We start from the raw sequence: 26,433 nt of genomic DNA, 5'->3' as shown, positions 1-26,433 counted from the left end.
TGCTCGATACAGGGAATATAGAGTGGTATGGGTGCACGCATTTGATATATACGGTAAAAGAGCTTTATAAGTCGAATGGAAAGAAGTGAGCAGCACATCATGAAGAAGAACCGTAGCGGACGCGGTCCGCAACGCAGCAGCAAGCCCTCGGCGGTGATTGCCGGATTGCCGGTGGCAAAGAATGACGAGGTTATCATAGACATCATCGGGATGAACCATGACGGAGAAGGGGTCGGCCGTGCGGAAGGCTACACCCTGTTCGTGCAGGGCGCGTTGCCGGGCGAGAAGGTCCGCGTAAAGGTGCTTAAGACAAAGAAGCAGTACGGTTATGCGAAGCTGATGGAGCTGGTGGAGGCAAGTTCGGACCGGATTGCCGCTCCGTGTCCCATCTACGACAAATGCGGTGGCTGCCAGCTGCAGCATTTGGACTACTCCGCTCAACTGGAATGGAAACGCCAGCTGGTGGTGGACAACCTGGAGCGGATCGGGAAGCTGCGGGTGCAGGATGGAGCCGCTAGAGCCGGGGTGATCGGTCATTCCGGGGAGCAGGGCGATGAGCCAAGTGGACAAGCTGTAACTCAAGAAGGGATTATCGTGCGTCCAACGCTTGGCATGAGTGAACCTTGGCGTTACCGCAACAAGTCACAGGTGCCAATCGGTGTTACCGAAGGCGGACTGGTTGGGGGATTTTATGCCCGGGGCAGTCACCGTATTATAGATATGGAGACATGTCTTATTCAACACGAACAGAACGATGCTGTCGTCAGCCGTGTGAAGGCCATCGGCCGGAAGCTTGGTATTACTGCATATAATGAAGAAACAGGACAAGGCCTGCTTCGCCATGTTGTCGTGAAGATCGGCTTCACCACAGGGGAGTTGATGATCGTTCTTGTCACCAACGGCGAGCGTATCCCTCACCTTGATCAATGGATCGCTGCGATTCGCAAGGAACTGCCAGCCGTCGTGAGCATCTGCCAGAACGTTAATACGCGTAAGACGAATGTTATTTTCGGTGATGTTACCCGTGTCCTCTGGGGGCGTGAGGTCATCCATGACTATATCGGTGACGTGAAGTTTGCCATCTCTGCCCGTTCTTTCTATCAGGTGAATCCAGCACAGACTGAGATCTTGTATGGTAAAACTGTCGAATATGCTGGGCTGACCGGCAATGAGACCGTTATCGATGCCTACTGTGGCATCGGAACGATCTCTTTGTTCTTGGCGCAACACGCCAAGAAGGTGTACGGCGTCGAGATTGTCAAAGAAGCGATCGAGGATGCACGCTCGAATGCTGAGCTGAACGGTATGAACCATGTGGAGTTCGAGGTAGGAGCTTCCGAGGATGTCATCCCTCGCTGGAAAGAGCAAGGTGTTGAGGCGGATGTGATTGTAGTGGACCCTCCGCGCAAGGGCTGCGATTCACGTTTGCTAGAAACAATCCTCGAGATGAAGCCGGAGCGGGTTGTGTATGTGAGCTGTAATCCGTCGACACTAGCGAGGGATTTGAGAGTGTTGGAGGATGGCGGTTATCGCACCGTTGAGGTGCAGCCGGTGGATATGTTTCCGCATACGGTGCATGTGGAGTCGGTTGCATTGCTACAAAGACAATAAGGCTGGAAATCTTTAATTCCAAGTACTAGAGTGTGGGAACACAAATGAATACTCCCACCACTTACCTATGCTGACGCTTCGATTGAAGTGGGGGTTTCTGATGTATCATCTCTGCTTATTACTGGATGCTTAACATCAGTGGAGTTGACACGTTGACGGACTGGCTACCGACCAACCCCGCTATCCCATTGGCGGATGCTTTTGGGAATACTTTACGCATGATATTCGCTGCTCCGTTCACATCAGCATGGATCAGGCCCTTCCGACTTCGATACAACCCGCGATGAATCCGCTTGCCCGAGAAGGCCCTTGTAACTCCTTCTTCATACTTGGGCAATGGGTCGTGATCCAGGAAACTGGCCTTCGACGTATACGCCTCTTCGGTGAGAATCACTTCGATTCCGAGTGCCGCGGCTTTATACCGGATCATCGAAACAAGCATCTGATGTGGAATGTAACAGAACGACTGATTGTTGCTCCGCCCCATATCGGACTCCACCTTCCATCCCTGATTGTATCCGATGACGATTGTCCCGATCTTCTCCTCGGCAGCTAGTCTGACAATATAATGACTCGTCTTGTGAAACAAGTCCTTAATCCTCCGATGACGCTTCAGATGCAGCCGATTTAGTCGCTTGGATGAAAATGCACCTTCCTGCGGTTGTTTGCCTTGGCGGAGAATCCCAGTATAATGTGCCTTCAACTTGTTGTAATACTGATTGATTGCTTTCATCGGCTTGCCCTTCACGCATACCGGTCGATGGTCCGTATTTGTGACGATGGTTGCAAGCTGATCAATGCCCAAATCAATCGCCAGCGCATTCTCTTTCGCGACATCTGTCGCTTCTACTGGGCAAGCGAATACCAGTTCCACGACATATTGCCCGTATTTCGGAACGATGCGTACCTGCTTCAAATCTCCCTCTGTATAGCCGAGCTTGCCGATATTGAGCCGCTGTTTCGTCTTTGGGAGTTTGAGGTACTTGCGGTCCTTGATCTCACAATCCTGATTGGTGAAAACGACTTCCTTGGCCTTGGTGCGGGCGTAGCCGGGAATACGCGGTCTTCCGGCGTATTTGTCAGGTCGCACGCGATAATCCGTGATGCTGGCGAAGAAAGATTGCCAATTGGAAAATACACGCTTCATAACCCACTGACTGCATTGTGCAGGGAGCGCCCGGTAATCCGCTTGTTCCATCGCCTTGAACAGACAATCGAGAAAGGGATAATCCACATAAGGAGACGCCTTCGTCGGCAATTCGAACAGGTGGCAGCGGGAATCCTTCCGCTGGTCGGCTGGTTTCAGAAGCTGCTTCTGAAGTCTCGCCTGATGGGCTTCAAGTTGGCGTACGTTCATCAATCCGATGTTCGTCAGTAACGTGTCCATGACTTGTTGTTGCAAGGGTTGAAGAGGCTTGTCCTGCCTGAGTGCCGTAAATACTTGGCGGATATAATAGTTCGTCGTATTGTACAAATTCTTGGCGTCCTGACACATCTGCTCCGCGTACGCATACAACCGATGGCCGGGCTTGATCCAAATTTGATAGGTTCTATATGTTAGTTCTGACACACATTCACCCCCCCTGAAACAAAACGTATGTTCTATTTCATTTTACTACATATGTTTGGATTGTGGGAGTGATTTGAAAGGAATTGTTACAAGCATTTCACAGATGTCCCCGATTCACCACCCCCTTAGCTCCTGCGTCGCTTGAAGAGGGCGTCCTCTCGGTGAATTTAATAGAATAATGATTTAAAAAGGTGCTATTAAAAATAGTACCTTTTTAATTTGAATCAACATCTATTCCCTCCTGCAAATCCTTATGCACTTAATCTCAACTGTTTTAAGCTTCAGACCACCCGCAATTTAATAAATCATCGTACTCAAGTTTTTTCCTAACTACGCATTAAATGTCGACCATTGTTGGTTTACTAATAGCGAAGTAAGGAGGTTTTCCGAAGTAAAACTAGAAAAATATCTAAGAGGCTTTTGGAAACTAAGGAGGTAGTGTTATGGAAAAAGATCTTTTGGAACAGCTAAACCTATGGCATGAAGATGATGAATTTGAAAAAATAGTAGACAAGATTGCGGAAATTCCCGAACAGGATAGAGACTATGATTTAGTCGGCCATTTAGCGAGAGCATTAAACAATCTGGAACGTTACAATGAAGCATTGCAGCAGCTTTTGATGATCAAAACGTTAGGCGAACATGATCCTCTTTGGCATTTCCGTGTAGGTTACGCCTACTACTACCTATCGCAATATGAGGACGCAGTAACAGCACTCGAAATAGCGAATAAACTTGATCCCGAGGATGAAGATACTTCGTTGTTATTGAAATGGAGCCGTCACGAGGTTGGCCTAACAGACCGTCAAGAGAACTCAGTGACAGTGCAGCCAAACGCAATTGCTTCGGTGAAGAATGATATTGAGGCGAATGAGATGATTGAACAGGAAAAAGACTTTGGTTTTGCCCGGGTGTACGCTGTGGAGCTAAAATACAAGCAGCCGCCGAAGCTGGACCGAAACCTGCTTTACGAGAAGATGGAACTTTACACGGGTAAGGTTGATCGCGGAGAACATCATCCGGATGCCGCGGGACTTGCTGTGTGGGAAGCGAACAGTCAGGAAGATCAGAATTTGCTGCATTTTTTCCATTTGAATTATATGGTTGAATATAAGGAAGGCGAAATGCCGGCGCAAACCAACCTGATGGATACAGAAAGCCGCCCGGTTACGGACTACGAGACGGCCATTCAGCAGTCCTGGCATTGGCAGGAAGCCGCTCAAGTCGTGAGTGATTGCGAGCACTCGCTGCTGTTGATCGACATGATGGCATCGGGACTCGATCCCAAATCGCGGTTGCAACTGTTCACCGGCTCGCTGCGGGCGGTGCTGGAAACGGCGCCTTGCGACGCCATCTATTTCCGGGAAAGCGACAAGCTCGTCGAACCTAGCGCTTACCTGGCGGCGATTGAAGAAGGAGAACTGTTATATGGTGCGCTGAACATTCGTTTTTATAATGTTGAAGGCACAGGTAGCGGCCGCCCTGAAGGTCTGATGGATTCATTGGGACTCGCCGCGCTTGGCATTCCGGATGTTCAGTGTCATTATTACGATCTGGAGCCTGATGAAGTAGCCGGGAATTTGCTTAATATCGCCTATTATTTATTCGACCGCGGGGACGTTATTGTCGACGGAGAAACAGTTGGTTTCACCGAAGAGATGCGCTGGCGCTGCGAACACCAATACGGGCTGGCCTCACCACACCGGGTTGTCATCGATATAGATCCGGGGGAACCTTATTATGCCGGAAGACAAGGCGCAGAGCAGTCGTAACCAGCAGTTACCCATTCGCGATGGTGCCTATGTTGCATAGATAGAAAAATTAAAAAAAATTTATACACCATTGCTCAATTATTAGAAAATCCATTCGTTGCATTTTTTAACATCATGAGTTGTTCTCACTGATCACTCGTCACATATGGAGAGTGTGGCACTGTTGGTGCGGACGGACAAATAGTTGAGATGTATTGGCGGAAATAGTAAAGAGGGACGACGAACCCCTCTTTTTTGATAGGCTTGTTATCGTACTATATTGATTTTCGAACAAAAAAATGACCGCCATTTAGGTTTTTAGGCGGTCATGTGATTTCCATTAACGTTAGCTTAATATTACCATAAATACCTTCATCGCTTATATCTCTAACAGTAACAACTCGGAAGCTAATTTCTTATGTAATGATTCAACTTTGATCAAAGCAGGAGAATGGATCATCCAACCAGAAGAATTTATATCTAAGATATTTCATTGATTAGGTGGAAATGATGCCAATAAATAATAAGAGTATTCAGGGCTATAATCCGATTCTCCATGGCAGGAGCGAGAAATATTTTTGGAAGGGTAAAGGCCCTAAAGGTTCATCGACAGGTTAATAAAGAAATATTGAAACTTCACTCCCTAAGAGCCTCATCGCGTAAGGAATTGTATAAAAGAATACATATAGGTCATGAGTTTATATCTGCATACTTTGATCAATCAATAACCCTAACGGATGTGGCTAGAACTGCATGTTTATCGCCAAACCACTTCCTTAGAAGTTATAAGCAAATGTTTGGCATTTCTCCTCATCAATATTTAGGTGAAAGAAGGCTTCAAGAATCTAAGAGGCTTCTTCTTCAAACAACCCGTATTACATAGGATAAAACAGTCGAAATGGAGGCTAAATGAATGGAGTTAACACAAATCATTGATGAAGTATTTCAAGTAGTTCAGTCAGATGAAGCTTCACGGCTAAAAGATATTTTAGAATCTCACCCACAACTTGCAAATACGGAAAATGGTGATGGACTTACACCTTTGGGATATGCGGCACATTTTGGTAATAAAGATGCAGTGCAGATATTGCTAAATTATGGCGCAGATGTTGTGGCGGTATCTCATTCCAAGATTTCTTACATTCCTTCGAATACAGCATTACATGCAGCAATAGCTGGAGAGCGTAACGTGGATGTTATCAGACTGCTTTTGACTCATAATGCTCAGACAAATATTTTCGACAGCAATGGTCATACTTGTCTGCACACTGCTGCATTCCATGACGATAACCTAGAAATTATTCGCTTATTGATCGAACATGGAGCCGATGTTAACGCTAGAATTGAAGGTGGAGAAACTGCGTTGTCTCTTGCAATCAAGCAAGGTAATAATAACGTAGCGGAACTTCTTCGCCAAAATGGAGCGCTACTCTAATTTTTTTGAGTAGCTTGCTACAAGTAGGTTTAGGTCTTGAATTTGACCTAGCCTCATCATCACTTATCATTGTAAAACATGGTGCGTGGTGTGTGTTACCTTTGAGGATAAAAAAACTACCTGCACCAAAAGCATCATTTACTGTTCAAATAAAGGATAGAGCGTCGACACGGCTCACCAAACTGTGGACGAAAGCCTGATGGCATTAAATGAATTGCTATGTCTGAAGAGTAGGCTTGGTTAAGCCTGACCTGACCTAAACTTGCCGTTTCAGACAGGAAAAAGATAAGCGAATCCAATATGTTGAACGCTATTGTGGTACATACACCTCGGAGGAGTAAGGATATAAGTTTCATTTCAGGCGTGTACAGGATCTCGATAAAAAACCGGATTTGGGCGTTATGCTTCTGAATCCGGTTTTTTAGTCCTGACAACTGGACGTCAGTCTCATTGTTCAGGGAGCGCGCTGGCATGTAAAATAATAGGCGTGTGCGAACATTAATACGTATTTTTATAATAGAGACGTTAACGGAGATGGCGAGATCAGCCGATGAATACGTAGAAAGGCGGGAGACAATGAACGAATTACAGAAAGAAGCGCTGGAAGAGATGAAAAAGGCGATTCATAAATGGTTTGAGGAACAGGAAAATCGAGTTGACGTAGAGGGATTGGGCAAACGCACCCCGCTGCAAATAGGCATCTTTAACTTTGTCATGCTGGATTATCGGCCGGGCAGGACCAGGGTTGACAGTTCGAAATCTGTGGGGAGTGCCGCAGGCAAAAAGTCGATGAAAGCTTCACCCTTTACACGGGAGCAGGTATTGCATGAGGTTCAGCCTCTGCTAGCGGAAATCGTAAGAGAGAGGCTGGATAAGCTGGAAACGTCGCCATTGATCGACTACCGGTTTACCTTTCAAGGAACCTTCGCAACGATGGACGGGCTTGTGGAATTAACGGTGCTGGAAACGATATATGAAGAGAAAAAGCGGCAGCTTCTGGAGCGAATTCAGTCCTATATTGAGAACGAACTGGAGAAGGGCTCTTACCCGACAAAGCGGTTGGAAACTTTCTTTTTGGCACGCCATCTGTTGGACCCGCATCTGTTTCCCGAACCGGAAGCCGAAAGGACGATCGCTTTATTTGACCGGATTCAGGAGTTAAATAAAGAACGGGTTGAGGCTCTTGCGGAGCATCGAAGAGATATCATTCGGGCTTTGACCCACTGGGCCGAGAATATATTCTTGCCACGTTATTACGATATCACCCGTAACGACTACAGGGCCAATGAATATGAAATCAAGCCGGATGCGGTACTGGAAAACAAGGATGAGCCGAATCAGCCTATTGACCTTCTGTTGTACGGAGCGGTAATGATTATTCGCTATGAGCCGAATTTCAGCAAATTTAGGGGACAGACTTTTCTGGAGCTGGCGAAGCAGCTTGGCAGCGGCAAAGCCGCACGCATGTTGAAGGAGGGCAGCGACAGCTTTTCGCACGACGAAGTTCATATGCGCCATGAGTTGGTTGAATGCAAGGCTAATGATGTTTTTTCCAACTTTATGGTCGTTATTCGCAAAGAAGAAGCCGGGGCGTATGAGCGGGCAATATTGTTTATTCTCTCTCTGCTCAGAAAGGGCTTCCCGAAAAGCTATAAAATCAAGTTAAAATCCAGTGTCAGAGAGACTTTGCCTATCAAGGGGCTTGCCAAATCGGATACGCATCGATTTTTTGCAAATGCGTTGGCTTATTCCGAGCTGCATCCTTTATTGGAGGAATACGCTCGTGAGGCGATGGTAGAGTTTGAATGGTACGAGGATACGGAAAGCGAGAGAAGCGTAATGCCGGGCAGTTATGCTGTGTTCGGGCTGGGGCTTTTGTCTGAGCGGTATTTTCCGCTTGTTGAAGCTTACATGGACCTTGTGGATGATGAGCATCAGCTGGTGCATGACAAGTTCACAGCCATTTTTGCCGAAACCTATGGTATAACGGAACGCTCGACTCCCACCTTGATCGCCTGCCTGCTACGCTCCCACGATTCGCTAAAGCTGAAGATTCAGCCAGAGTTGGAAAGCGAAGAGAAGTTGTCGCTATTCGTACAGCATATAGAGACTCTGTCGGATGACGAGGCCGAGCGCGTACTGTACCCGATCTGGGGCGAGGCGGAGAAGCTAGCTGCATTGGCTCGCAAGGCGCGGGAACCACGCAAGGAGCTGATAGCTCGTTTGATAATGAAATTATCTTAGTTGGAATAATTCCTAGGCTGAGTAGAATTTGATATTGCCAGCTCAGCTCTAATTGATCTGTCAGCCATTGTGTTGGAGTCTCATAAATCAGGCTATGTCGATCTGCATGATTTGGATGAGGCTAGACAGCCGTGCAAACTTTATATAGATCCTCCGAAGAGAAAAGGAACCTGCTTCGGGATGAATTGTACAAGTTTTCCCGTAATCCGATGGCCTGGAAGAGATTGATTGGACTGTAGATCTTGATAAATAAATATAGTTTTATGTTCGCAGACTCACTAAAGATTAGTGTTGAAGTAGATATAAAGGATACGTACAGCTTCGGGTTGAGAGGAAGGATGCCAGTGCACAAAAATTCATATTACTCTATAGGGCAGACGGCGAAGATTTGCAATATCTCCATTCAGACCCTGCGATATTATGACAAGATTGGCCTTATGAAGCCTAGTGAAATTGATAGAAGCTCTGGCTATCGGTGTATTATTCCAATCTGGATATCCTGCATATTAAAATCGTTCAAGATATGAAATCGCTCGATTTTTCACTTGAGGAAATTCGCCATGCATTACAAAGCGGGAGCCTGAACCGGGTCATGGGGTTGATGAAAGCCAAACATGAGGAAGCACTGCAGGAAATACGTCGACTGGAGCACATTACGACTTCCATTGAACAAAGAATCACGCAAATTGATGCTCTATTGGAGATGAACAGGGATACAAAGGATTCCGAAGTTCTTATTGAGTTGAAAGAGCTTGAAGATCGTTATGTCGCTTTTGATCGGAAGCGATCCGTTTGTGGAATGGAGACTATGGTGTTGAAGTTTACCGAGCTGTTTGGAACGATTTATAAAAAGGGAATGACCCAAAACGGATATATGATGACGATCTACCATGAGAATATAATGACGTTCGATCGGAACGATACCGATCTTGAAGTTGCTATTCCCATCAAGAGGGTCGGGACAAACCACAACTTCACACGCGTGATTTCAGGGGGGACTTATATTACGGCAATGTACACCGGGATTCCTACGGAACAAACGTACAAATGCATATATAGGAAATTTCTGGAATGGATGGCCATGAACGGCTACTGTCAGGATGGTCCGGCCGTGGAGCAATATTTGGTAGATATGACGCAGATGGCGAACCATGAAGGTTATTTGATCGAGCTTCAAGTGCCTGTTAGTCAAAGAGATTGACCCTATAGTTGCTATAGGGTTTATTGTATTTGGCAGACATACTTGAGAGGGGAGAATATCATGCACGTAATATTGGGAACGGGGCCATTAGGGATGTCCATCATGAGAGAGCTTATAGAACAGGGAGAGCCAGTAAAAATGGTTAGTTTTAGCGGGAAAGACGCACTGCCTCCTGGTGTACAGCACGAGAAAGCCAATCTCCTAGATGCGAAGCAAGCTGCAAAAATCATGCAAGAGGCCACGGTCATCTATCACTGTGCGCAGCCGGCATATCATCAATGGGGAAAACTGTTCATGCGAATGCAGGATAACATCGTATCCGGTGCGATGGCTGCCGGGGGGAAGGTGGTAGTGGCCGAGAATTTGTATATGTATGGGTTGGTCAAGGGAAGTATGCACGAACAATTGCCCCATGCGGCCACGACTAGGAAAGGAGTTCTCCGGTCCGAAATGTCCCGCAAACTGCTGAAGCTGCATCAGGATGGATTGCTTCAGGTCGTCATCGGAAGAGGGTCCGATTTCTTTGGGCCGGGTGTTCTTGGTTCTGCGGTTGGGGAGCGCTTCTTTAAACCAATTGTAGCGGGAAAGCCTTGTACGGTGCTTGGCGACCCTGACAAGAAGCATACCTATACGTTCATCCACGATTTCGGTAAGGCGCTTGTTGCATTGGGAGGTCAGGAGGATACCTACGGCCAAGCCTGGCATGTACCGAATGCAGACGCAATTACGACGAGGCAGTTTGCCGAAATGGCTTATTGTGCTGCCGGATTTCCGGCATCCATTCGGACAATGGGCAAGGGCATGCTCCGCATAGGAGGATTGTTTATTCCAGAGGCGCGCGAAACGATTGAGATGACGTATCAATTTGAGCATGATTTTGTCGTGGACCACCGCAAATTCAGCGCGAGATTCGAGCTTCCTGCAACGCCGCTGGAGCATGCGATCGCCCAAACGTTGGAATGGTTTCAATCCGCAAAATCCTAAGATGGCTGGTTGACGCATAGTCCATGTGCATGGGGCGGAATCAAGTGAGGAAATGGTGGCTACTTGTGATAAATAACGTGATTATTGGGCTCCTGAGACTTCGTAGTTCAGGAGCTGCTTTGTGTTTTCGGAAATGACTAGAACAAAAGATATTCCGGAGTAACGAGGAACTCTGTCAGACGACGCATGTTTTAGCTTGCCGTTACAACTAGCGCGGAGAACCTTATTCTGAGCCTAAGCTGGTTTCCCTTGTAGGTGGGGAGGATGGAAACATGCCCGTACAAGCCGAAGTATTTGAGTCATATGGGACAATTCGATTCGTAAATATGTTTCCCATCATAATGAGTGCATTGGTTAGTGGAGGCACTTTGGTTATCGATGAGTTCGATGCTTCCCTACATCCAATGGCTTTAATGAGTATCGTGAACATCTTCCATAACGATGAGGTAAATAAGAATAAAGCTCAGCTGATCTTTAACACCCATAATCCGATATTCCTCAACTCGAATTTGTTTAGGAGGGATGAGATCAAGTTTGTAGAGCGTGATGATGATACCTTCTGTAGTACTCATTACTCGCTGTCCGACTTCGGCACCTCCGGCAGGAACGGGGTAAGGAACGGCGGTGAATATATGAAGAATTATTTCGTGAACCAATATGGAGCGATTAAGGATATCGACTTTACCTCTGTTTTTGAAAACCTTTTGGAAAGCAGAGGTGAACTATTCAAAGATGGCACCGAATCGGAAGGATAACAAGCAATACTTTTTCACCGTAGAGGGAGAAACAGAGAAATGGTATCTAGATTGGCTTGAAGCTGAAATTAATGCTGTCTTAGACGCTAATCCTGCATCCAATATCAAAGTATCGATAAAGAGCAAGGTAGAGAAGAATCCACTAAAGTACGCAAAAAGTCTCCCTATTATCTCTAAAGTGGAAGTTACTCACTTGTTTGACTACGAAAGCCATGAACCGGTGCATGTTAAACAGTTCCTAGAAACTTTGGATCTTCTTAAAGAAGCTAACAGTATCAAGGGAAAACAGATTAAGTACCGCTTGGGGGATAGTAACCTTACTTTTGAGCTTTGGATGGCTATGCATAAAAGTAACTTTAACGCATATACCGAACATCGATTCCATTACCTCCGCCTACTGTTCTATTAATCTATATTCTTGACGAGGCTATTTCATTTTAATCAGCGAAGAAGCTAAAATTTGTTATAGTTTTAATAGTATATATCGATACTAACGGATGCGGAAACTGTCTTCTGTATGAGAGTCCAAAATTTCGAGCAGGATATATTGATCAGGGTAAATGCTCCGAGCTTCTTGCCATTGCATAGTAAACACCTCGCTAATGGTATTTCATAAAAGGCTTAGCCTGCAGCGGCAGATGTGAACAAAATAGCCTATTTGAAGGGAGAAATTAATATGACAACGAGTCCCAGCAGCAGTAAAAAGGAGTTATCACTAGAACAACATGAAGAACTACTCAAATTAATAAAAGCACGCTTCGAGAAAAACATGGACCGCCATCAAGGTCTTGAATGGGCTAATGTACAAGCAAAGCTTGAAGCTCAGACAGAAAAATTATGGTCGCTTTATGAAATGGAGAGAACTGGCGGTGAACCGGATGTCGTTGATCATGACAATAAGACGAACGAATACATTTTTTACGATTGTTCAGCGGAAAGTCCTAAGGGGCGCAGAAGTGTTTGTTACGATCATGAAGCGTTGGAGTCCAGGAAACAACACAAACCAGAAAATAGCACTATTAATATGGCGGCTGTCATGGGCATTGAGCTTTTAACAGAAGTGCAATACCGAGAGCTGCAGAAACTTGGAAACTTCGATTTGAAAATTTCAAGCTGGGTGAAAACACCCGCTAATATTAGAAAACTCGGCGGGGCTATCTTTTGCGATCGTCGCTATGACACTGTCTTTGTGTACCATAATGGAGCAGATTCCTATTACGCTGCTAGAGGGTTCCGTGGCTCACTAAGGGTCTAAATACTGGTGAAGGCTGGTTGCAGCATACTTCAAAGACGAATACGATTAAAAAAGCTTTTAAATTTTCGTAGAAAAAATATAGAACCATGTTAATCAATCGAACACTGCTGATTTACTTGGTTTTCAAGGATATAGAGAAAAATAGAGTGTCGGCAATTATCGTCGACACTCTATTTTTGTGTTTGTGGGGAAACAGGTCTATAGGTGTAAAACGACCAAGTGTTCTACGGTTAGTTCGAAGTATTATAACGTTGGGCGATCAGTTTCTATTACGAATTTTTGCAAAAACACTTGTCAAAACAAATGCCAATTAAGATTTAGTCTGCAAAATGAGACTGTACTAAAATTCGCCTCAAGATAGTTAACTTTTTGGGGGTGAATTTTCTTATAATATTCTATAGGGGCTATATCTAGATTCATTGATGAAATATGCAATCTTTTATAACTATTTTTTTATAAGGCCTATTAAGCGGAATAGGCAAGGAGGCATATATGAAACCAATCACAGAAGTTGCAGCACAACTGGGCTTGGAGCCGGATCAGCTTGAGCTTTACGGAAAATGGAAAGCAAAGCTTACCGAGGATGTATGGGCATCCGTCTCGCAGCGGCCGGACGGAAAGCTTATCCTCGTTACCGCCATGAATCCGACGCCGGCGGGTGAAGGAAAGACGTTGACAACGATCGGGCTCACGCAAGGATTGAATCGGATTGGACGGAAGGCGGCGGCCGCTTTGCGTGAGCCATCGCTTGGACCGTGCATGGGTATGAAGGGTGGCGCCACAGGCAGTGGCAAAGCCCAGATTGTGCCAGCCGAGGATATTAATCTGCACTTTACGGGCGATATTCATGCGATTACATCAGCGCACAATCTGCTCGCGGCACTCATTGACAACCATATTCACCAAGGCAACGCTTTGCGTCTTGACCCGGCGCGTATTGTATGGAAACGGGCGCTCGATATGAATGATCGGCCGCTGCGCCAGATCGTAATCGGCATCGGCGACAACAACGGCACCGTGCGCGAAGACGGCTTCCTTATTACGACCGCTTCGGAAGTGATGGCGGTGTTGTGTTTAGCGGAAGATATGGCCGATTTGCGGATGCGGCTCGGCCGGATCGTCGTGGCGTATGACATGGACAAGCGGCCGGTGACAGCGGGCGAGTTCCAGGCGGTTGACGCGATGTGCGCTCTGCTGAAGGATGCTATCCATCCGAATTTGGTGCAGACGCTCGAAGGCGATCCGGTGTTTGTTCATGGCGGACCGTTCGCCAACATCGCCCACGGGTGCAGCAGCATACGGGCGACCCGTCATGCTCTAAAGCTGGCCGATTACGTCGTGACAGAAGCGGGATTCGGCGCCGATCTAGGCGCGGAAAAATTCATAAACATCAAGTGCCGCCTGGGAGGACTGAATCCGTCGGCTGCGGTCATCGTCGCGACCGTGCGTGCGCTGAAATACAACGGCGGCGTACCGAAACAGGAACTCTTGACGGAGAATGCCGAGGCGATACGGTCTGGATTCGGCAACCTGCGGCGCCACGTGGAGAACATGCGAGGCTTCGGCGTGCCGGTAATAGTCGCTATTAATCGCTTTGCGGCGGATACGGAGGCAGAGCTGGCGCAGGTTGCCGATCTCTGCGCAGAGCTTGGTGTGAAGGCGATTCTATCGGACGCTTGGGAGCGTGGCGGTGAAGGCTGCCGTGAGTTGGCGCAGGAAGTGGCCGCTCTGGCCGACGGATCGACGGAGGATACGTTCCAACTGCTCTATCCAGATAATATGCCGCTTGCGGAGAAGATTGAGACGGTCGTTACACGTATTTATCGCGGAGCCGGGGTTAAATACCGCCCGGCTGCGAAGCGGGCGCTACAGGAACTGGAGCGGCTAGGCGTGCGTGACCTTCCTGTCTGCATGGCGAAGACGCCGTATTCGTTCACAGACCGTCCCGCCGTGCTCGGGGCGCCAGAGCAGTTTACGATTGAGGTGCAGGATATCCGCTGGTCGGCCGGCGCGGGATTCGCCGTCGTGCTGACGGGGCAGGTGGTCACGATGCCAGGGCTGCCCGCGGAACCGGCGGCGTGGCGCATAAGGCTGGATGAGGCGGGACATATCGAAGGCCTGAGCTGATATGGGGGCAGGAGAGTTGTCCTTCGCAACGTATAGGATACTATTTGGAGCAAGCATTTTGGCTGTATGGAATGGAATGTGAGATTGAAGATAATATTCAAAGGGAAGTAAGTTCTTGAAGTGCGCGAGTTTCTAGGTTATGGGGAAATAATCTCAAATCACTTCATAGGAAGTGGTTTTCAGATAGTAGAGGTAGAGAAACCCGATGTCTTTTTCAAAGACATCGGGTTTCTCATTTGTTTTACGGCATGATTATTTTGCTAAGCTGTTAGCTAATTGTTTTTCTTTCCACATCATCGTAATTACAAGACCAATAATCATAATGACAGCAGCAAAGAGATACGGATAGTTGATGTTTACATCAAATAAAATACCGCTTAATGCGGGCCCGACGATATTGCCCAAGCTTGTATATGTTGAGTTCATTCCAGCGACAAATCCTTGTTCTTGTTCAGCCGTTTTTGATAAATAGGTTGTTAATGCTGGTCGCAGCAAGTCAAATGCGAGAAAGATGAAGCAAGTTACTAGCAAAATGGCTAAATAGCCGGAGATCATGGTGGATACTACCGCAAAAAATACGCCAGCAATTAAGCATATCTGGATGAGTTTCTTTTCACCAAGTTTATCTACCATTTTACCAAACAGAAAGACCTGAACCACAACCCCGAAGATTGCACTTATTGTAATAACGGTTGCAATGTCTTTTGGTGTGAAACCAAATTTTTGATCTGAAAACAGACTAAATACGGTTTCATATGCTGATAGACCAAAGGCCAGTACAAACACAATAATAAAAGCGATAATGTATTGTGGATGAATTGATCGTTTCAGATCAGTTACAAAGCTGGTATCTTTTTTGAGCTGATTGATTTCCAAGAGCTGCTGTTTGGTTAGCGGCTCTTTTAAAATAAATAGGGATGAAATACATGTTATTAATGCGAAGCCTGCAGCAAAGTAGAATGGGGCACGCACACCCAGCTCAGCAATAAAACCTCCGATACCTGGGCCAATAATAAAACCGACACTAATAGCAGCAGAAATATAACCCATTGCTTTGGGCCTTTCCTCTACTGAGGTAATATCTGCAACAAAAGCAGTTACGCCTGGCATAATAAATGCACCACTAATGCCACCTAGAATTCTAGATAAATATAAAACGGATACGTGTGTGCCTAATCCAAAGATCAGCTCTGATATACTGAAGAGTAATAAGCCGATTATGATCATTTTCTTTCTGCCATAAGTGTCAATCCATCGTCCTGCCAGTGGAGACATGAGTAATTGTGCAAATGCAAAGGCTGCCATAAGATAACCCATCGTTTGGCCTGATAGATGCATAATATTCTTAAAGGATGGCATAACAGGGACGATAAGTCCGACTCCTAGAAAAACAATGAATATATTACTTAGTAGAATAAGTAAGACTGTTTTTTGTTCTTTCAATGGTTTCTTCATGAAGCAATACCTCTCTCTGTAAAATCATAGCTGTGAAATACCTCTCCCAAATACAGTTGGAATATTGAGCTCGACACAAACATCTGCTACAGACTTGGTCTGTCCTGAATGTATTTCACCGTCTGTTTTTTGAATTCTTCATTGTAACGCTGCCGTTGTTCCCCCATCAAGGACAGCTCTTTCTTTCGTTAAGTGATATTATCCGTGTCTCTAAACGTTGTGTCCACTGTTTATTCTAGTTTTAGAACAAGCTGCTCGCAACACATTGGATTATCTGTAATGGAAAATTTAGTAGCAAGAGTAAAAAAACAATTATCAAGCGCTAAAAAACAATGCCGTCAAATATACCGTTCAAACTAGTACAATTACAAACACTTAAAAAATTTGATATAGTCTTAATAGTACGTATCGATACTAACGGATGTGGGAACTATGGAGTCTGAGTTGAGTTAAATTATTGAACATTGTACCTCCGAAGGAAGTGATAGACTATGAATTCAGAAATGGTTATGCAAGAGCTTGAAGCTCTCAGCAAGGAACGAACTAAGAAAATTTACGAAACCAATGGCGCGCACGAACCTCTTTTTGGCGTGGCTACAGGTGCTATGAAGCCCATAGCCAAGAAAATTAAAAAAAATCAGCCTTTGGCTGAGCAGCTTTATGCCACAGGGAACTACGACGCAATGTACTTTGCCGGCATCATTGCAGACCCAGAAGCAATGACTGAAGACGATTTTGAGCGTTGGATGGATACGGCGTATTTTTATATGCTATCTGACTATGTGGTTGCGGTAACCTTGGCAGAAACAAATATGCACAAGAAGTTGCCGATAAATGGATCGCAAGCGGGGAGGAGCTGAGAATGTCAGCGGGCTGGAGTTGTTACTGCTGGCTTTTGGGTAATCGTCCGGATGGTGAATTTTCCGAAAGTAAACTAGCCAACATGCTTGAAATTGTGAAAAAGACGATTCATGATTCTCCCGAACGAACTAAATACGCTATGAATAATTTTATTTACACAGTGGCGGTATCCTATGTGCCGCTGCATGATAAGGCGATCGAGACAGCAAAGGCAGTAGGCCCAGTAGAAGTCAAACGGGACAAGAAAAAAAGCAGTTTTCTGAACGCTTCCGAAAATATTCAAAAGGCAGTAGATAAAGGGCAAATTGGTTTCAAACGCAAATATGTAAGGTGTTAAACTATTGTTCCGCCGCAAGAAACGATTTGGGCACTGGCTAGGAGAGTTGGGGACGAAAAGGGGATGCGAGTGATTCGCGTCCCCATTCTAATTGTTATTAGGGTGAGCCGGATACATTTCCATTAGCTGCAGGTCAATGATCTTTTTTTTCTTTTTTTGGTATATACAGATCTATTATCTCTTGCTATGCCAAAAAATAACTATTTGGTGTAGCAGGGGGGGCATCGAGCCGTTTGCCTAACTCAAACCGCCATATTAAAAACAAATCGATGTAGCCGCAATAACATAGAGGTTACAAACTATAAATAGAAAGGCGAGATGATCGGGGAGGCAAGAAGCTGTAGGAGTATGAAGTAGCGTATGTTAGTTGGAAGCTATTTGGATACTCGTGTTGCATGGGACAGGTTAGGACATTGGGCAAAATGAAGTGCTCCTCTAATGAGACTTTAGAGAAGGTATTGTTGAAGAATGGCTACATCAAAAAAAGGAGCATTAAGACAAGCAATACTATGGGCAGGTAAAGGTATTGTCGATTTAGAAATATTCAGTATTTTAAAAGAAGACTATGTAAAATGATGAAGAAAGCGATTAAGTTGATATGTTCCTGCATATAACATAAAGTAAATAAATCAGGCGTGCTGTTTAGTACATGTTTTCAGTTTTATGACATAAAACGTGAAAAATAAGACACCAGTAAAAGTATAGAACTATAATACAGGCAAGAGAAAAGGAAGGGATGAGTTTTTCTCCCCTTCCTTTTTTTTTGAAGACTTATTCAGTAATGTGGATGGGGAGCAAATGGTGTATACATTTTTGAATAATTAGTAATAAGATTAATGGTTTATTTAGACAAAGCACTCCAGTATTAGGACGTACTTTCTACGATATGATAAGATGAATAATATGTAATAGAGGTGCAATTGATGTTACTAAATAATCATGCGGAACTTTTTGATCCTTTATGAGACTATCGCTGATTCTCTATTATCAATCTTATTCTCTTATTTTCCTTATATCAAAAATGCATTCAGCACTAATGTTTGCTGTCTCTTTTAGGTAAATCATTGGATTGTCAGATGGATAGTTCGTATTAAGAAACAATAGTCGTTCAAATGCTTTCAGTAACAAATACGATCTACCCCCTGTATCATCCACAACCGCCCATGGGAATGTTGTAGGGTCGATTTCATCGATTTTGACTTTTAAGGTAATGACAGAAGGGGTTGAACGCTTAATCCATTCATCCTCCAACTTTGAGTCTCGTAAAAGCTCTTGTCCTACATGACTAACAATTTCAGGACAACGCTTAATGTTCGATATATTTCGATCGTTTTCTGGATCATCACCAAACATGAAGCCATTAGTTTTAAAGTTAATAGCAAGTATTGATTCGAGATTTATCCAAGATTATATTAATCCAGTTAGTTACAGAAATATATATAACAAATATTTTTGGGAAATACTCATTAATTCATTAGGAATACAAGCTCAAAGTATTAGTATTAATACAATTACATCTAACTACGAAAATTTTAAAATGATTGAACATATAAAAATAGATGAGTATCAAAAGGCCTTATTGATCTGTGCAGGGCATAATATTAACTTAGCGGACTATTCCCATATCAATGAACTGATTATTAACGACTAATTTTAAGGGAGGCTTGTAGGTCAGTATTGTGTACGCTAATAGGTTTCTGGGGACACGATAGAGTAAAAGAGGGGGCCTTAATCCTCCTCCCTTTGAAATTTTAAATACTGAATCTTGTTAAAGATGTTTATGTCGGGTGAACACAGCTACATCTCGTTTTATTTTATCTACCGTCAGCACTCATCCCATGTGGAGAGTGTGGCGTTGTTGGTTAGGAAAGTTTGTAACCCCACAATAAACCCGCGCTAAAAAATCGATAAAGCCGTGATAAAATCGGGGAAGGGATGAATGGAGGACAGGGGAAACCCAATCCATCATGCCTTTCCCCTGTTTTTATATCAAGACATTATTCAGATTATAATAAATTCGGATAGAAAAAGTCGATAAAAAAGTCAGGGGAATCAGTGATTTGTAGCACGAGTTTATTTTTCGGGTAACGGTGGAATGCGGGTTTGAGGGCTGTTTTTTAGCACGAGTTTATTCATTTTAAACAAAAGTAATACAGGGTTATAAACCTTTCCTTAAAAGGGTTTGTTCGGTGATACAGATGGAAATCCAGCGGATAAGTCATTACCGATTCGGCGGTCATACCGTGGAATCACGGATTCGAAGCGCGCTTAGAAGCGGAACAATACACTGCGCGATTAGCCTTGAACGCCGCAGAGCCGTCCTTAATAAAATGTCCGATCTTCTGTTTGAGGCTAAATCGTCGGGTGATTCAATGTTAATCCTTATGTCTTCACATTCCAAGTGCCAATAGGTAAAGTTATATATGATGAATCTAATAAGCGAAACATTCGACAATTCAGTTTCGTTTGTTACTTCATGCATTCTTCTATCCAGGCAAATTAAAGCAATAGGATCGTGGACAATGGTATAATCCTATTATCCGATTAGATGATAGCTAACCAGGTGCTATGAATAACTCCGGTATGAATGAACACTAAAGAATCGGATAAACAGAAAGACTCCCAGAAGGTGCTTCTAAATGTGAGCTCTACCGGTGTCTTGGGAACTATTAAAAATTACCTCTATTTATTGGTGGAATCCTATCGCACGATTTATTATAATGGAAACATATGTTTGGAGGTGTGTTTATGGCAAGAATACTTACTTCTTTAGAAATATGTGCAGGTGCTGGTGGGCAAGCAATAGGCCTTGAACAAGCAGGATTTGAACATCTTGCCTTAGTTGAGATTGATGAACATGCATGCAACACACTCAGAGCTAATAGGCCTTCGTGGAATGTTGTCCCTGAAGACTTGAGGAACTTTAGTGCGAAGACATTCAAAGGAAAAATAGACCTATTAGCTGGAGGGCCGCCATGCCAACCGTTTTCTACGGGAGGAAATCAGCTTGGTGCATTAGATGATAGGGATTTATTACCAGAAGTTCCTAGACTAGCAAAAGAATGTTCACCCAACGCAATTATGATTGAAAATGTTGCGGGTTTAATGGCTGCTGGTTTTAGTGAGTATAGAGAGGCTTTTACCGATGCTATTAAAAGGCTTGGATATGAAGGAGAGTGGAGGCTGTTTAATGCATCTGATTTTGGTGTTCCTCAGCTTAGACCTCGAGTAGTATTCGTAGCTCTAAAGAAAAAGTATGCAAAGTTCTTTCAATGGCCTATTCCTATTGAATTACCAGCACCAACTGTAGGAGAGGTATTATATGAACAAATGGCAAGTCGAGGTTGGGTCGGAGCCGATGATTGGAAAAAGAAAGCGAATGTTATAGCTCCTACACTTGTAGGTGGCTCGAAAAAACACGGAGGTCCTGATTTGGGACCAACCAGAGCAAAACGTGCCTGGGAAGCAATAGGTGTGAATGGGCATACGTTAGCTGATGAGCCGCCTTCTCCTGATTTTGTGGGATTGCCTAGACTAACTGTAAAAATGGCTGCTTTAATACAAGGGTTTCCGCCGGATTGGGATATTACAGGGAAAAAGACTAATGCATATCGCCAAGTTGGGAACGCATTTCCACCACCAGTAGCAAATGCTGTAGGTGTAGCAATTGCGATGGCAATTCAAACTGCAGAAGCGAGGGATAAAAAAAATGAAAAGAGCAAAGAAGGGGCAAGGTGCTAAAGCTAAGCTACGAGATTACTTTCTTGCTAATGTGGGTAAGGTTCTTGATTCAAGTACTTTGCAACAAGTTGCAGATGGTAGTAGTGAATGGGCAAGAAGAATACGTGAACTCAGAAATGAGCAAGGAATGAACATTAAGACGCACAATGATCTGGGCGAATTAAAGCCTGGTCAGTACATACTTGTTGATCTTAAACCTATTCCGGCTTTTGAGAGAGCGATATCTAAAGAGACAAGAGCATATGTGTTAGACCGGAATGGGTTTACATGTCAAATGTGTGGGGCAGTAGCAGGGGAGCCACATCCATATGACCCCAGCCGAAAGACACGGTTACATATTGGTCATATAATTGATAAGTCGCAAGGCGGGACTGATGACCCAGGAAACCTTAGAGCGCTTTGTTCTGTATGTAATGAAGGTGCTGCAAATATTACACTTGAACGTCCTACATCTGATAAGTTACTGGCACAAATTCGACGAGCTCCTGGTGTTGATCAGCTAAAGGTCTTAGAATGGCTGATGGGGAAGTTCCCCAAACAAGCTATGGATTTAATAAATAAACGATAGTTTCTATGGCACCAATTTACGGTGCTTTTTTTATGCGGAATTTTACGAATAATTGACGAAGTTCCAATCGAATTCGGCTACTTAATCCCTCATCAGAACCAATGGTGGGGTTCGACCTCATTTTTTAAATTCAACATAAGGGGACCGGGAGAGTAATCAACCGTCTTACTATACTTACCATTTTGTTGCAAAATTATAGGGGCTAAGTCGGAATTTGTTTGATTATAGTTTTAGAATAGAAAGCTCTAGTGGATAAAATTTCCGCGTGATAGTAAAATTGACCTATATAAGAAGGAGTGTAAGGAAGAAAATCAATAATGTTTGGAGAGAGGAATAGCAATGTTAAGTAGTCAAACGCCATCTCCTAGAGAACAACAAGGTATTATTCAATCCCTATGTGAGATGAACCTTCAAAGTTATGATTGGCGCAGCCTGGCTCGTTCAATAAATCAAAATCCAGAGGATATATTCGGGGAAGGACAGAATAATCCGCAAAAGGCAGATGCTCTCATTACATGCGCGGTACGGTATGGGATGAGTTTTGAATTAAGCGTTGAAATAGAGAAGATGAAAAGCAAAAATGCTCAGTTTGGTTCTACGAATATTAGTAAACTGGATGCACATATAGCCATCCAACTTTCCAAGTTATATTCAATATTACTTGAGAAGCTTGATGAAATAAATGCAATCGATGAGCCTGACTCGCCTTATCTATCAAATGGATTGGTTGAAGATTTTACTGAATTTCACGATAAATTGAAGAATAAAGCTAAATTTTCTCCAACAAATCAAGCTCTTGCAATTAGATCGAAAAACGATAATGGTGTTTTAAAAAGAAAGGCAAAAAAACTCGGTTTCGACGATCATTTTGTAACGTTGAGCGAAAAGATTCAAAAATTTTATTCGAAGCGAATTCTTGGGAGGTTTCCTCCCGACGAATATAATGCAGATTACAGATTAAACGAGTTAGTAAATGAATTGTTTAATATCTTACCTCAAGAATTTCAACAAAGAGAAGATATTGAAGACCAAATATACGGTGTGATATTCGACACTACTTTTCAGTGCCTAATATTTAATGAGTGAGGGAAATTATGAGTGAACGTAATATTACGGTAGAAGGGGATTTGCAAAATATTGAAGAAAATAGCGCCTTAAATGGAGTTTATTTATTATCATTAATGCAATATTTGGAGAAATCCACTTTTGATCAGGTTGCAACAGCAATGTACTTGTTTAGATTCGTAAACGTTACAACTGAACTACTCGCTTCTGAGGATAGGAAGGAATTCATGTCCTTATTACCCGAATGGGAGACTAACAATTTGGATTCAATGCTCTCCGGCATAATAATTGAAAAATATAATAGTCGATTCTTGAGCGGGCTTAAAGAATTAATGTCGCGGGAAATGATTATCTCAGACGAACATTACATAGTTCTTAAGGATGAAGTAAAGGAAGACGTTAAGAAACTATTTATTGATGAGCAATATAAAACAATCCTTCATAAATCGTACTTTATAGCGAAGATAATTAAAGATGTTCCTTTGGATATCCTAAATAGGAGAATTTATCAAATTATTGGAGGGGTATGGTATGACTAAGTCATTGTTTATTAATAGGCTACTTGTGTACCCTTCAGAAAAGGAAATAGATATAACTTTTAGAAAAGGTCTCAATATAATACTAGCTGAAGATATTGGAGACGTAAATATTCAAACTAGGAACAGTGTTGGTAAAACCACATTTGTGGACTTAATTGACTTTGGATTGGGTAGGGAGTCATTTCTCCCAGATGATAAGAAGAGCGCCAAAATTCGTATGGAAAAAATGATTCTTCACCTAGAATACTCTATTGGTTCTCAAAAATACACTGTTCTGAGAAGCTTAGTGAATGAGGAGAATGTCATCTTATATAAAGACTGGGTTATAGACGGTTTATTAGAAGGACATGAATTCCATCATAATAATTATGACGTAAAAAAGTATTGTTCATTCCTTGAAAATGAGCTATATGAAGGGAGAAATAGTTTTGATAAAAAGAAAATTATTTCATGGCGACAAAGTGCGCCTATCCTAATTAGAGATCAAGTCGGTGGCTTTCAGGAATTAACTAAACCAGCGAATTATTATGAAAAAGCTCCAGTAAGGCGAAAAAGAGTTGAGTTCTTATTAAATTTACTTACTCCAGAAAAGACAGATTTGGAGAACCGCCAAGCAGAGGCATCAGAGTTAGCAGCGGAGAAACAGAAAGCCTACAATGTAATTGCGAAATATGCTAAGCATAAGCAAAACCAATCTGATATCGAAGTTCACAGTAGAAAAATATCAATTGAAAGTGAAATTTCCAAAAAAAACGATGTATTAGCTCATCTTAAGGATCAATTAGTAAATTTTAATAAAATTAAAGATGCGGAAAATGCACAGCGTGCAAGGTGGTTCAATGAGCTAAGACAAATCAAAAATAACATATTAACTTACCACTATCGGATTAAGAATTATGAAGCAACGATCAATGAAATTCAAGGGGAATTAGAGAAAATCGATATTGCTCAGTCTGCAGTTCAATTTTTGAACCGCTATGAATATAAACAATGCCCAAGGTGTCTACGTCCCTTTTCTAGTGATCAAGATGAGAACTGTAAGCATTCTGTCAATCAGGTGTCAATTAAGTCCGTTAATTTGATTAGAACGGTACTTAATAACGAGAAGAAAGAATTGATAGAATCAACATTGTCTCATCAAGAGGAAATAAAATTTCTTAATGAACAGCAGGAAGAATTACAACAAATGATAGGTGTAATTGATGCGAGTCTTAAAAAGGATATCAACGTAATCCTTGAACAAGTAGAGGATAAAGAAGGGGTTATAGCAAACTATCGTAAGGAGCTTTTAGAATTAAATAATTCATTAAATTTGAGTAGTGATGTAGAAAATTATTACGCTGAATGGCAGGAAGCAAAACAAAAACTTACGGAAATCAATAAAGATATTTCTACTATTCTAAAAGAAGTTGATAAAAGACTATTATCTTTTCAAGTTGAGGTAAATGAAGTAATAAAATTTTTGTTCTCTAATAGTCGGGTTGGGTTGCTAAAAAGAAGTGAGAGAAAAGGTAATTTTTCATTGGAGATCAAGCATGCAACTACAGATGGAATTGATGATGGCGCTGCATCTTTCCCTCTTAGAGTAATTGCTTTTGATTTGGCATTACTTAAACTGGCAATATCAGAAGATACAAATCATCCGAAATTTTTAATACATGATTCACCCAATGTGCATGATATTGACCCAAAAGTATATAGACGGATATTTACCTTCGTTCTTCAATTAGAAAAAGAAGATCTTGAGATAAACGGTAAAGTGGATTTTCAATATTTTATTACTACGATTGATATTCCTGATGAGTTGAAAAACTCTGAGTATGTCCGCCTTAAACTTGATAACTCAGGAGAGAGAGGGAAATTATTTGGGTTCACATATTAGTATTGAATTTAAAGACGAAGATAGATTAATAGATTTTTTAAAAAATTCTTATTCGCCTATCCAATTAATTAGTATTTGTCGTTCTTTGAACTTGGATAAAGATGATATTATAAATAAATTTTTATCGCATAAAGAAAATTGCAGTAATATTGTGGATGCTATTCGGCAACATGGGTTATATAGTGATCTATTTACAATATTACAATCCAAGCAATTTCATAGAGATCGATTTGCAGAAGTGTTTCCTGAATTCCAAGCGATTGTAGTGAGTAACGAGAAAATTGATCAAATTCGATTACTTACGTATGAAAGTGGAGAATCATCCTCAAACTATGCAGAATGGTTAAAAATATCAAAGGAAAAAACAGTTTTGGTTTTGGGGAAAGACAGTCCAGAGGAATACATGCAAGAATTAAAAAATATAAGTGAGATGTTGCGTCAACACGGGTATACTCCTATCCTAATAAAAGAGCAGCCCGAAATTCGAACTCTTTCCAATGAAGAAAAAATGTTGGCGTATGCTTCCATATCTAAATTTGTAGTAATTGAGAAATCGTACCCTGCTGGCCAAATAGATGAAGCTAAAATATGTGCGTTCAATAGAGTGCCGTCAATCTGGCTTCAACAGGATGGTATGGGGGATACATGGATGCAAGGGGATTACGAAGTTGATTTCAAATTCATTAATGCTTTTTCGTACAATAAAGAAAATCAAAGGGAAGTTTTAGCAACTGCAATTAATTGGGTTGAGGATTTTTTGAAGTCTAAGAGTGAATATCTTGATATGAAATACCCTTGGAGAAACTAACCAAATACCTTAAAAAGAGATCAATGTCTCCAACGTTCAACAAGGTAACGCCAATAGTTTCAAAATTTATCGACATTTTTGCTATCTATGGAAGCCAGTAATTTGTTAAGAATGCTCAAGCTCTTACCAATGCGGAGTACAGAATATGAAATAAACCACTCGTTGTAAAGGTATTTATAAAAAGGCAGCCCAACTTTCGAAGAGTAAGTGGGCGGCGCTGCATTAGGCTAGAATCAAAGCTAAA

Annotated in this window: 23 protein-coding genes and 2 pseudogenes; 22 read left to right on the top strand and 3 right to left on the bottom strand. The window is 42.8% G+C overall.

What is annotated here, in order from left to right; genetic code table 11:
- The first annotated feature begins 99 nt into the window (after nt 1-99).
- Complete coding sequence (gene rlmD, locus B9N86_RS24750) at nt 100-1,611, top strand: 23S rRNA (uracil(1939)-C(5))-methyltransferase RlmD (protein ID WP_208915747.1); 1,512 nt, start codon at nt 100-102, stop codon at nt 1,609-1,611.
- A gap of 118 nt (nt 1,612-1,729) precedes the next feature.
- Here the strand turns inward: rlmD and B9N86_RS24745 are convergent, their stop codons facing one another.
- Complete coding sequence (locus B9N86_RS24745) at nt 1,730-3,181, bottom strand: RNA-guided endonuclease InsQ/TnpB family protein (RefSeq protein ID WP_208915746.1); 1,452 nt, start codon at nt 3,179-3,181, stop codon at nt 1,730-1,732.
- A 443-nt stretch (nt 3,182-3,624) separates the two neighbouring features.
- Here B9N86_RS24745 and B9N86_RS24740 point away from each other — a divergent pair, with 443 nt between their 5' ends.
- The 12 genes from B9N86_RS24740 (at nt 3,625) to B9N86_RS24685 (ending at nt 14,933) form a co-directional block, all read left to right on the top strand.
- Nucleotides 3,625-4,953 carry a DUF4261 domain-containing protein gene (locus B9N86_RS24740; RefSeq protein ID WP_342193314.1) on the top strand — a complete coding sequence of 443 codons (1,329 nt, stop codon included), beginning with the start codon at nt 3,625-3,627 and terminating at the stop codon, nt 4,951-4,953.
- A gap of 535 nt (nt 4,954-5,488) precedes the next feature.
- Nucleotides 5,489-5,815, top strand: a complete 327-nt coding sequence (locus B9N86_RS24735) for an AraC family transcriptional regulator (protein ID WP_208915745.1) — start codon at nt 5,489-5,491, stop codon at nt 5,813-5,815.
- A gap of 30 nt (nt 5,816-5,845) precedes the next feature.
- On the top strand, nt 5,846-6,367 hold the full coding sequence (locus B9N86_RS24730) for an ankyrin repeat domain-containing protein (RefSeq protein ID WP_208915744.1): 522 nt from the start codon (nt 5,846-5,848) through the stop codon (nt 6,365-6,367).
- A 576-nt stretch (nt 6,368-6,943) separates the two neighbouring features.
- Nucleotides 6,944-8,611: a DUF6138 family protein gene (locus tag B9N86_RS24725; RefSeq protein WP_208915743.1), complete on the top strand. Its 1,668-nt coding sequence runs from the start codon at nt 6,944-6,946 to the stop codon at nt 8,609-8,611.
- Nucleotides 8,612-8,680: 69 nt separating this feature from the next.
- Nucleotides 8,681-8,839 carry a hypothetical protein gene (locus B9N86_RS24720; protein ID WP_244562840.1) on the top strand — a complete coding sequence of 53 codons (159 nt, stop codon included), beginning with the start codon at nt 8,681-8,683 and terminating at the stop codon, nt 8,837-8,839.
- 35 nt (nt 8,840-8,874) lie between these two features.
- Nucleotides 8,875-9,138: a MerR family DNA-binding transcriptional regulator gene (locus tag B9N86_RS31045; RefSeq protein WP_425298621.1), complete on the top strand. Its 264-nt coding sequence runs from the start codon at nt 8,875-8,877 to the stop codon at nt 9,136-9,138.
- Nucleotides 9,087-9,812, top strand: a complete 726-nt coding sequence (locus tag B9N86_RS24710; protein WP_210190614.1) for a GyrI-like domain-containing protein — start codon at nt 9,087-9,089, stop codon at nt 9,810-9,812. The genes B9N86_RS31045 and B9N86_RS24710 overlap by 52 nt, the downstream gene beginning before the upstream one ends.
- Nucleotides 9,813-9,872: 60 nt before the next feature.
- Nucleotides 9,873-10,796: an NAD-dependent epimerase/dehydratase family protein gene (locus B9N86_RS24705; RefSeq protein ID WP_208915742.1), complete on the top strand. Its 924-nt coding sequence runs from the start codon at nt 9,873-9,875 to the stop codon at nt 10,794-10,796.
- A 239-nt stretch (nt 10,797-11,035) separates the two neighbouring features.
- On the top strand, nt 11,036-11,551 hold the full coding sequence (locus B9N86_RS24700; protein ID WP_342193882.1) for an AAA family ATPase: 516 nt from the start codon (nt 11,036-11,038) through the stop codon (nt 11,549-11,551).
- Entirely contained in the window at nt 11,529-11,960 is a 432-nt protein-coding gene (locus B9N86_RS24695; RefSeq protein WP_208915740.1) for an RloB domain-containing protein, read from the top strand. Before B9N86_RS24700 ends, B9N86_RS24695 begins: the two co-directional genes overlap by 23 nt.
- Nucleotides 11,961-12,227: 267 nt before the next feature.
- Nucleotides 12,228-12,806, top strand: a complete 579-nt coding sequence (locus B9N86_RS24690) for a DUF4256 domain-containing protein (protein ID WP_208920719.1) — start codon at nt 12,228-12,230, stop codon at nt 12,804-12,806.
- A 474-nt stretch (nt 12,807-13,280) separates the two neighbouring features.
- Nucleotides 13,281-14,933, top strand: coding sequence for a formate--tetrahydrofolate ligase (locus tag B9N86_RS24685; protein ID WP_280175009.1), 1,653 nt, complete (start codon nt 13,281-13,283; stop codon nt 14,931-14,933).
- Nucleotides 14,934-15,185: 252 nt separating this feature from the next.
- Here B9N86_RS24685 and B9N86_RS24680 read toward each other — a convergent pair whose 3' ends face one another.
- Nucleotides 15,186-16,388 carry an MFS transporter gene (locus tag B9N86_RS24680; protein WP_208915738.1) on the bottom strand — a complete coding sequence of 401 codons (1,203 nt, stop codon included), beginning with the start codon at nt 16,386-16,388 and terminating at the stop codon, nt 15,186-15,188.
- A 491-nt stretch (nt 16,389-16,879) separates the two neighbouring features.
- Here B9N86_RS24680 and B9N86_RS24675 point away from each other — a divergent pair.
- Nucleotides 16,880-17,586, top strand: a pseudogene (locus B9N86_RS24675) (DNA alkylation repair protein).
- A gap of 437 nt (nt 17,587-18,023) precedes the next feature.
- Nucleotides 18,024-18,162 (top strand): annotated as a pseudogene (locus B9N86_RS24670) (GNAT family N-acetyltransferase); the annotation flags it as partial.
- Between the two features lie 417 nt (nt 18,163-18,579).
- Here B9N86_RS24670 and B9N86_RS24665 read toward each other — a convergent pair.
- Nucleotides 18,580-18,939, bottom strand: a complete 360-nt coding sequence (locus tag B9N86_RS24665) for a hypothetical protein (protein ID WP_208915737.1) — start codon at nt 18,937-18,939, stop codon at nt 18,580-18,582.
- On the opposite strand from B9N86_RS24665, the gene B9N86_RS24660 reads away from it, so the two are divergent.
- From B9N86_RS24660 to B9N86_RS24630, 7 genes are all read left to right on the top strand, one after another.
- Nucleotides 18,938-19,237: a hypothetical protein gene (locus B9N86_RS24660; RefSeq protein WP_208915736.1), complete on the top strand. Its 300-nt coding sequence runs from the start codon at nt 18,938-18,940 to the stop codon at nt 19,235-19,237. The two genes, B9N86_RS24665 and B9N86_RS24660, sit on opposite strands and share 2 nt — an antisense overlap.
- Nucleotides 19,238-20,334: 1,097 nt before the next feature.
- Nucleotides 20,335-21,327 (top strand): DNA cytosine methyltransferase, encoded by a 993-nt coding sequence (locus B9N86_RS24655; protein ID WP_208915735.1) that lies wholly within the window; start codon nt 20,335-20,337, stop codon nt 21,325-21,327.
- Entirely contained in the window at nt 21,296-21,895 is a 600-nt protein-coding gene (locus B9N86_RS24650; RefSeq protein ID WP_208915734.1) for an HNH endonuclease, read from the top strand. The genes B9N86_RS24655 and B9N86_RS24650 overlap by 32 nt, the downstream gene beginning before the upstream one ends.
- Nucleotides 21,896-22,234: 339 nt before the next feature.
- A complete protein-coding gene (locus tag B9N86_RS24645; protein ID WP_208915733.1) occupies nt 22,235-22,981 on the top strand; it encodes a hypothetical protein in 747 nt (248 codons plus the stop codon).
- Between the two features lie 8 nt (nt 22,982-22,989).
- Nucleotides 22,990-23,499, top strand: coding sequence for a hypothetical protein (locus tag B9N86_RS24640; protein WP_208915732.1), 510 nt, complete (start codon nt 22,990-22,992; stop codon nt 23,497-23,499).
- The gene (locus B9N86_RS24635) at nt 23,492-25,381 is read left to right on the top strand and encodes a DUF2326 domain-containing protein (protein WP_208915731.1); all 1,890 of its coding nucleotides are present in this window, start codon (nt 23,492-23,494) and stop codon (nt 25,379-25,381) included. Before B9N86_RS24640 ends, B9N86_RS24635 begins: the two co-directional genes overlap by 8 nt.
- Nucleotides 25,365-26,189, top strand: coding sequence for a hypothetical protein (locus tag B9N86_RS24630; protein WP_208915730.1), 825 nt, complete (start codon nt 25,365-25,367; stop codon nt 26,187-26,189). Before B9N86_RS24635 ends, B9N86_RS24630 begins: the two co-directional genes overlap by 17 nt.
- The last annotated feature ends 244 nt before the right edge of the window (nt 26,190-26,433 follow it).

The sequence above is a fragment of the Paenibacillus uliginis N3/975 genome, assembly GCF_900177425.1.
GTDB classification, from domain to species: domain Bacteria; phylum Bacillota; class Bacilli; order Paenibacillales; family Paenibacillaceae; genus Paenibacillus_AQ; species Paenibacillus_AQ uliginis.
The sequence above is the reverse complement of the archived record's forward strand: the minus strand, read 5'-3'. Positions and strand labels throughout refer to the sequence as shown.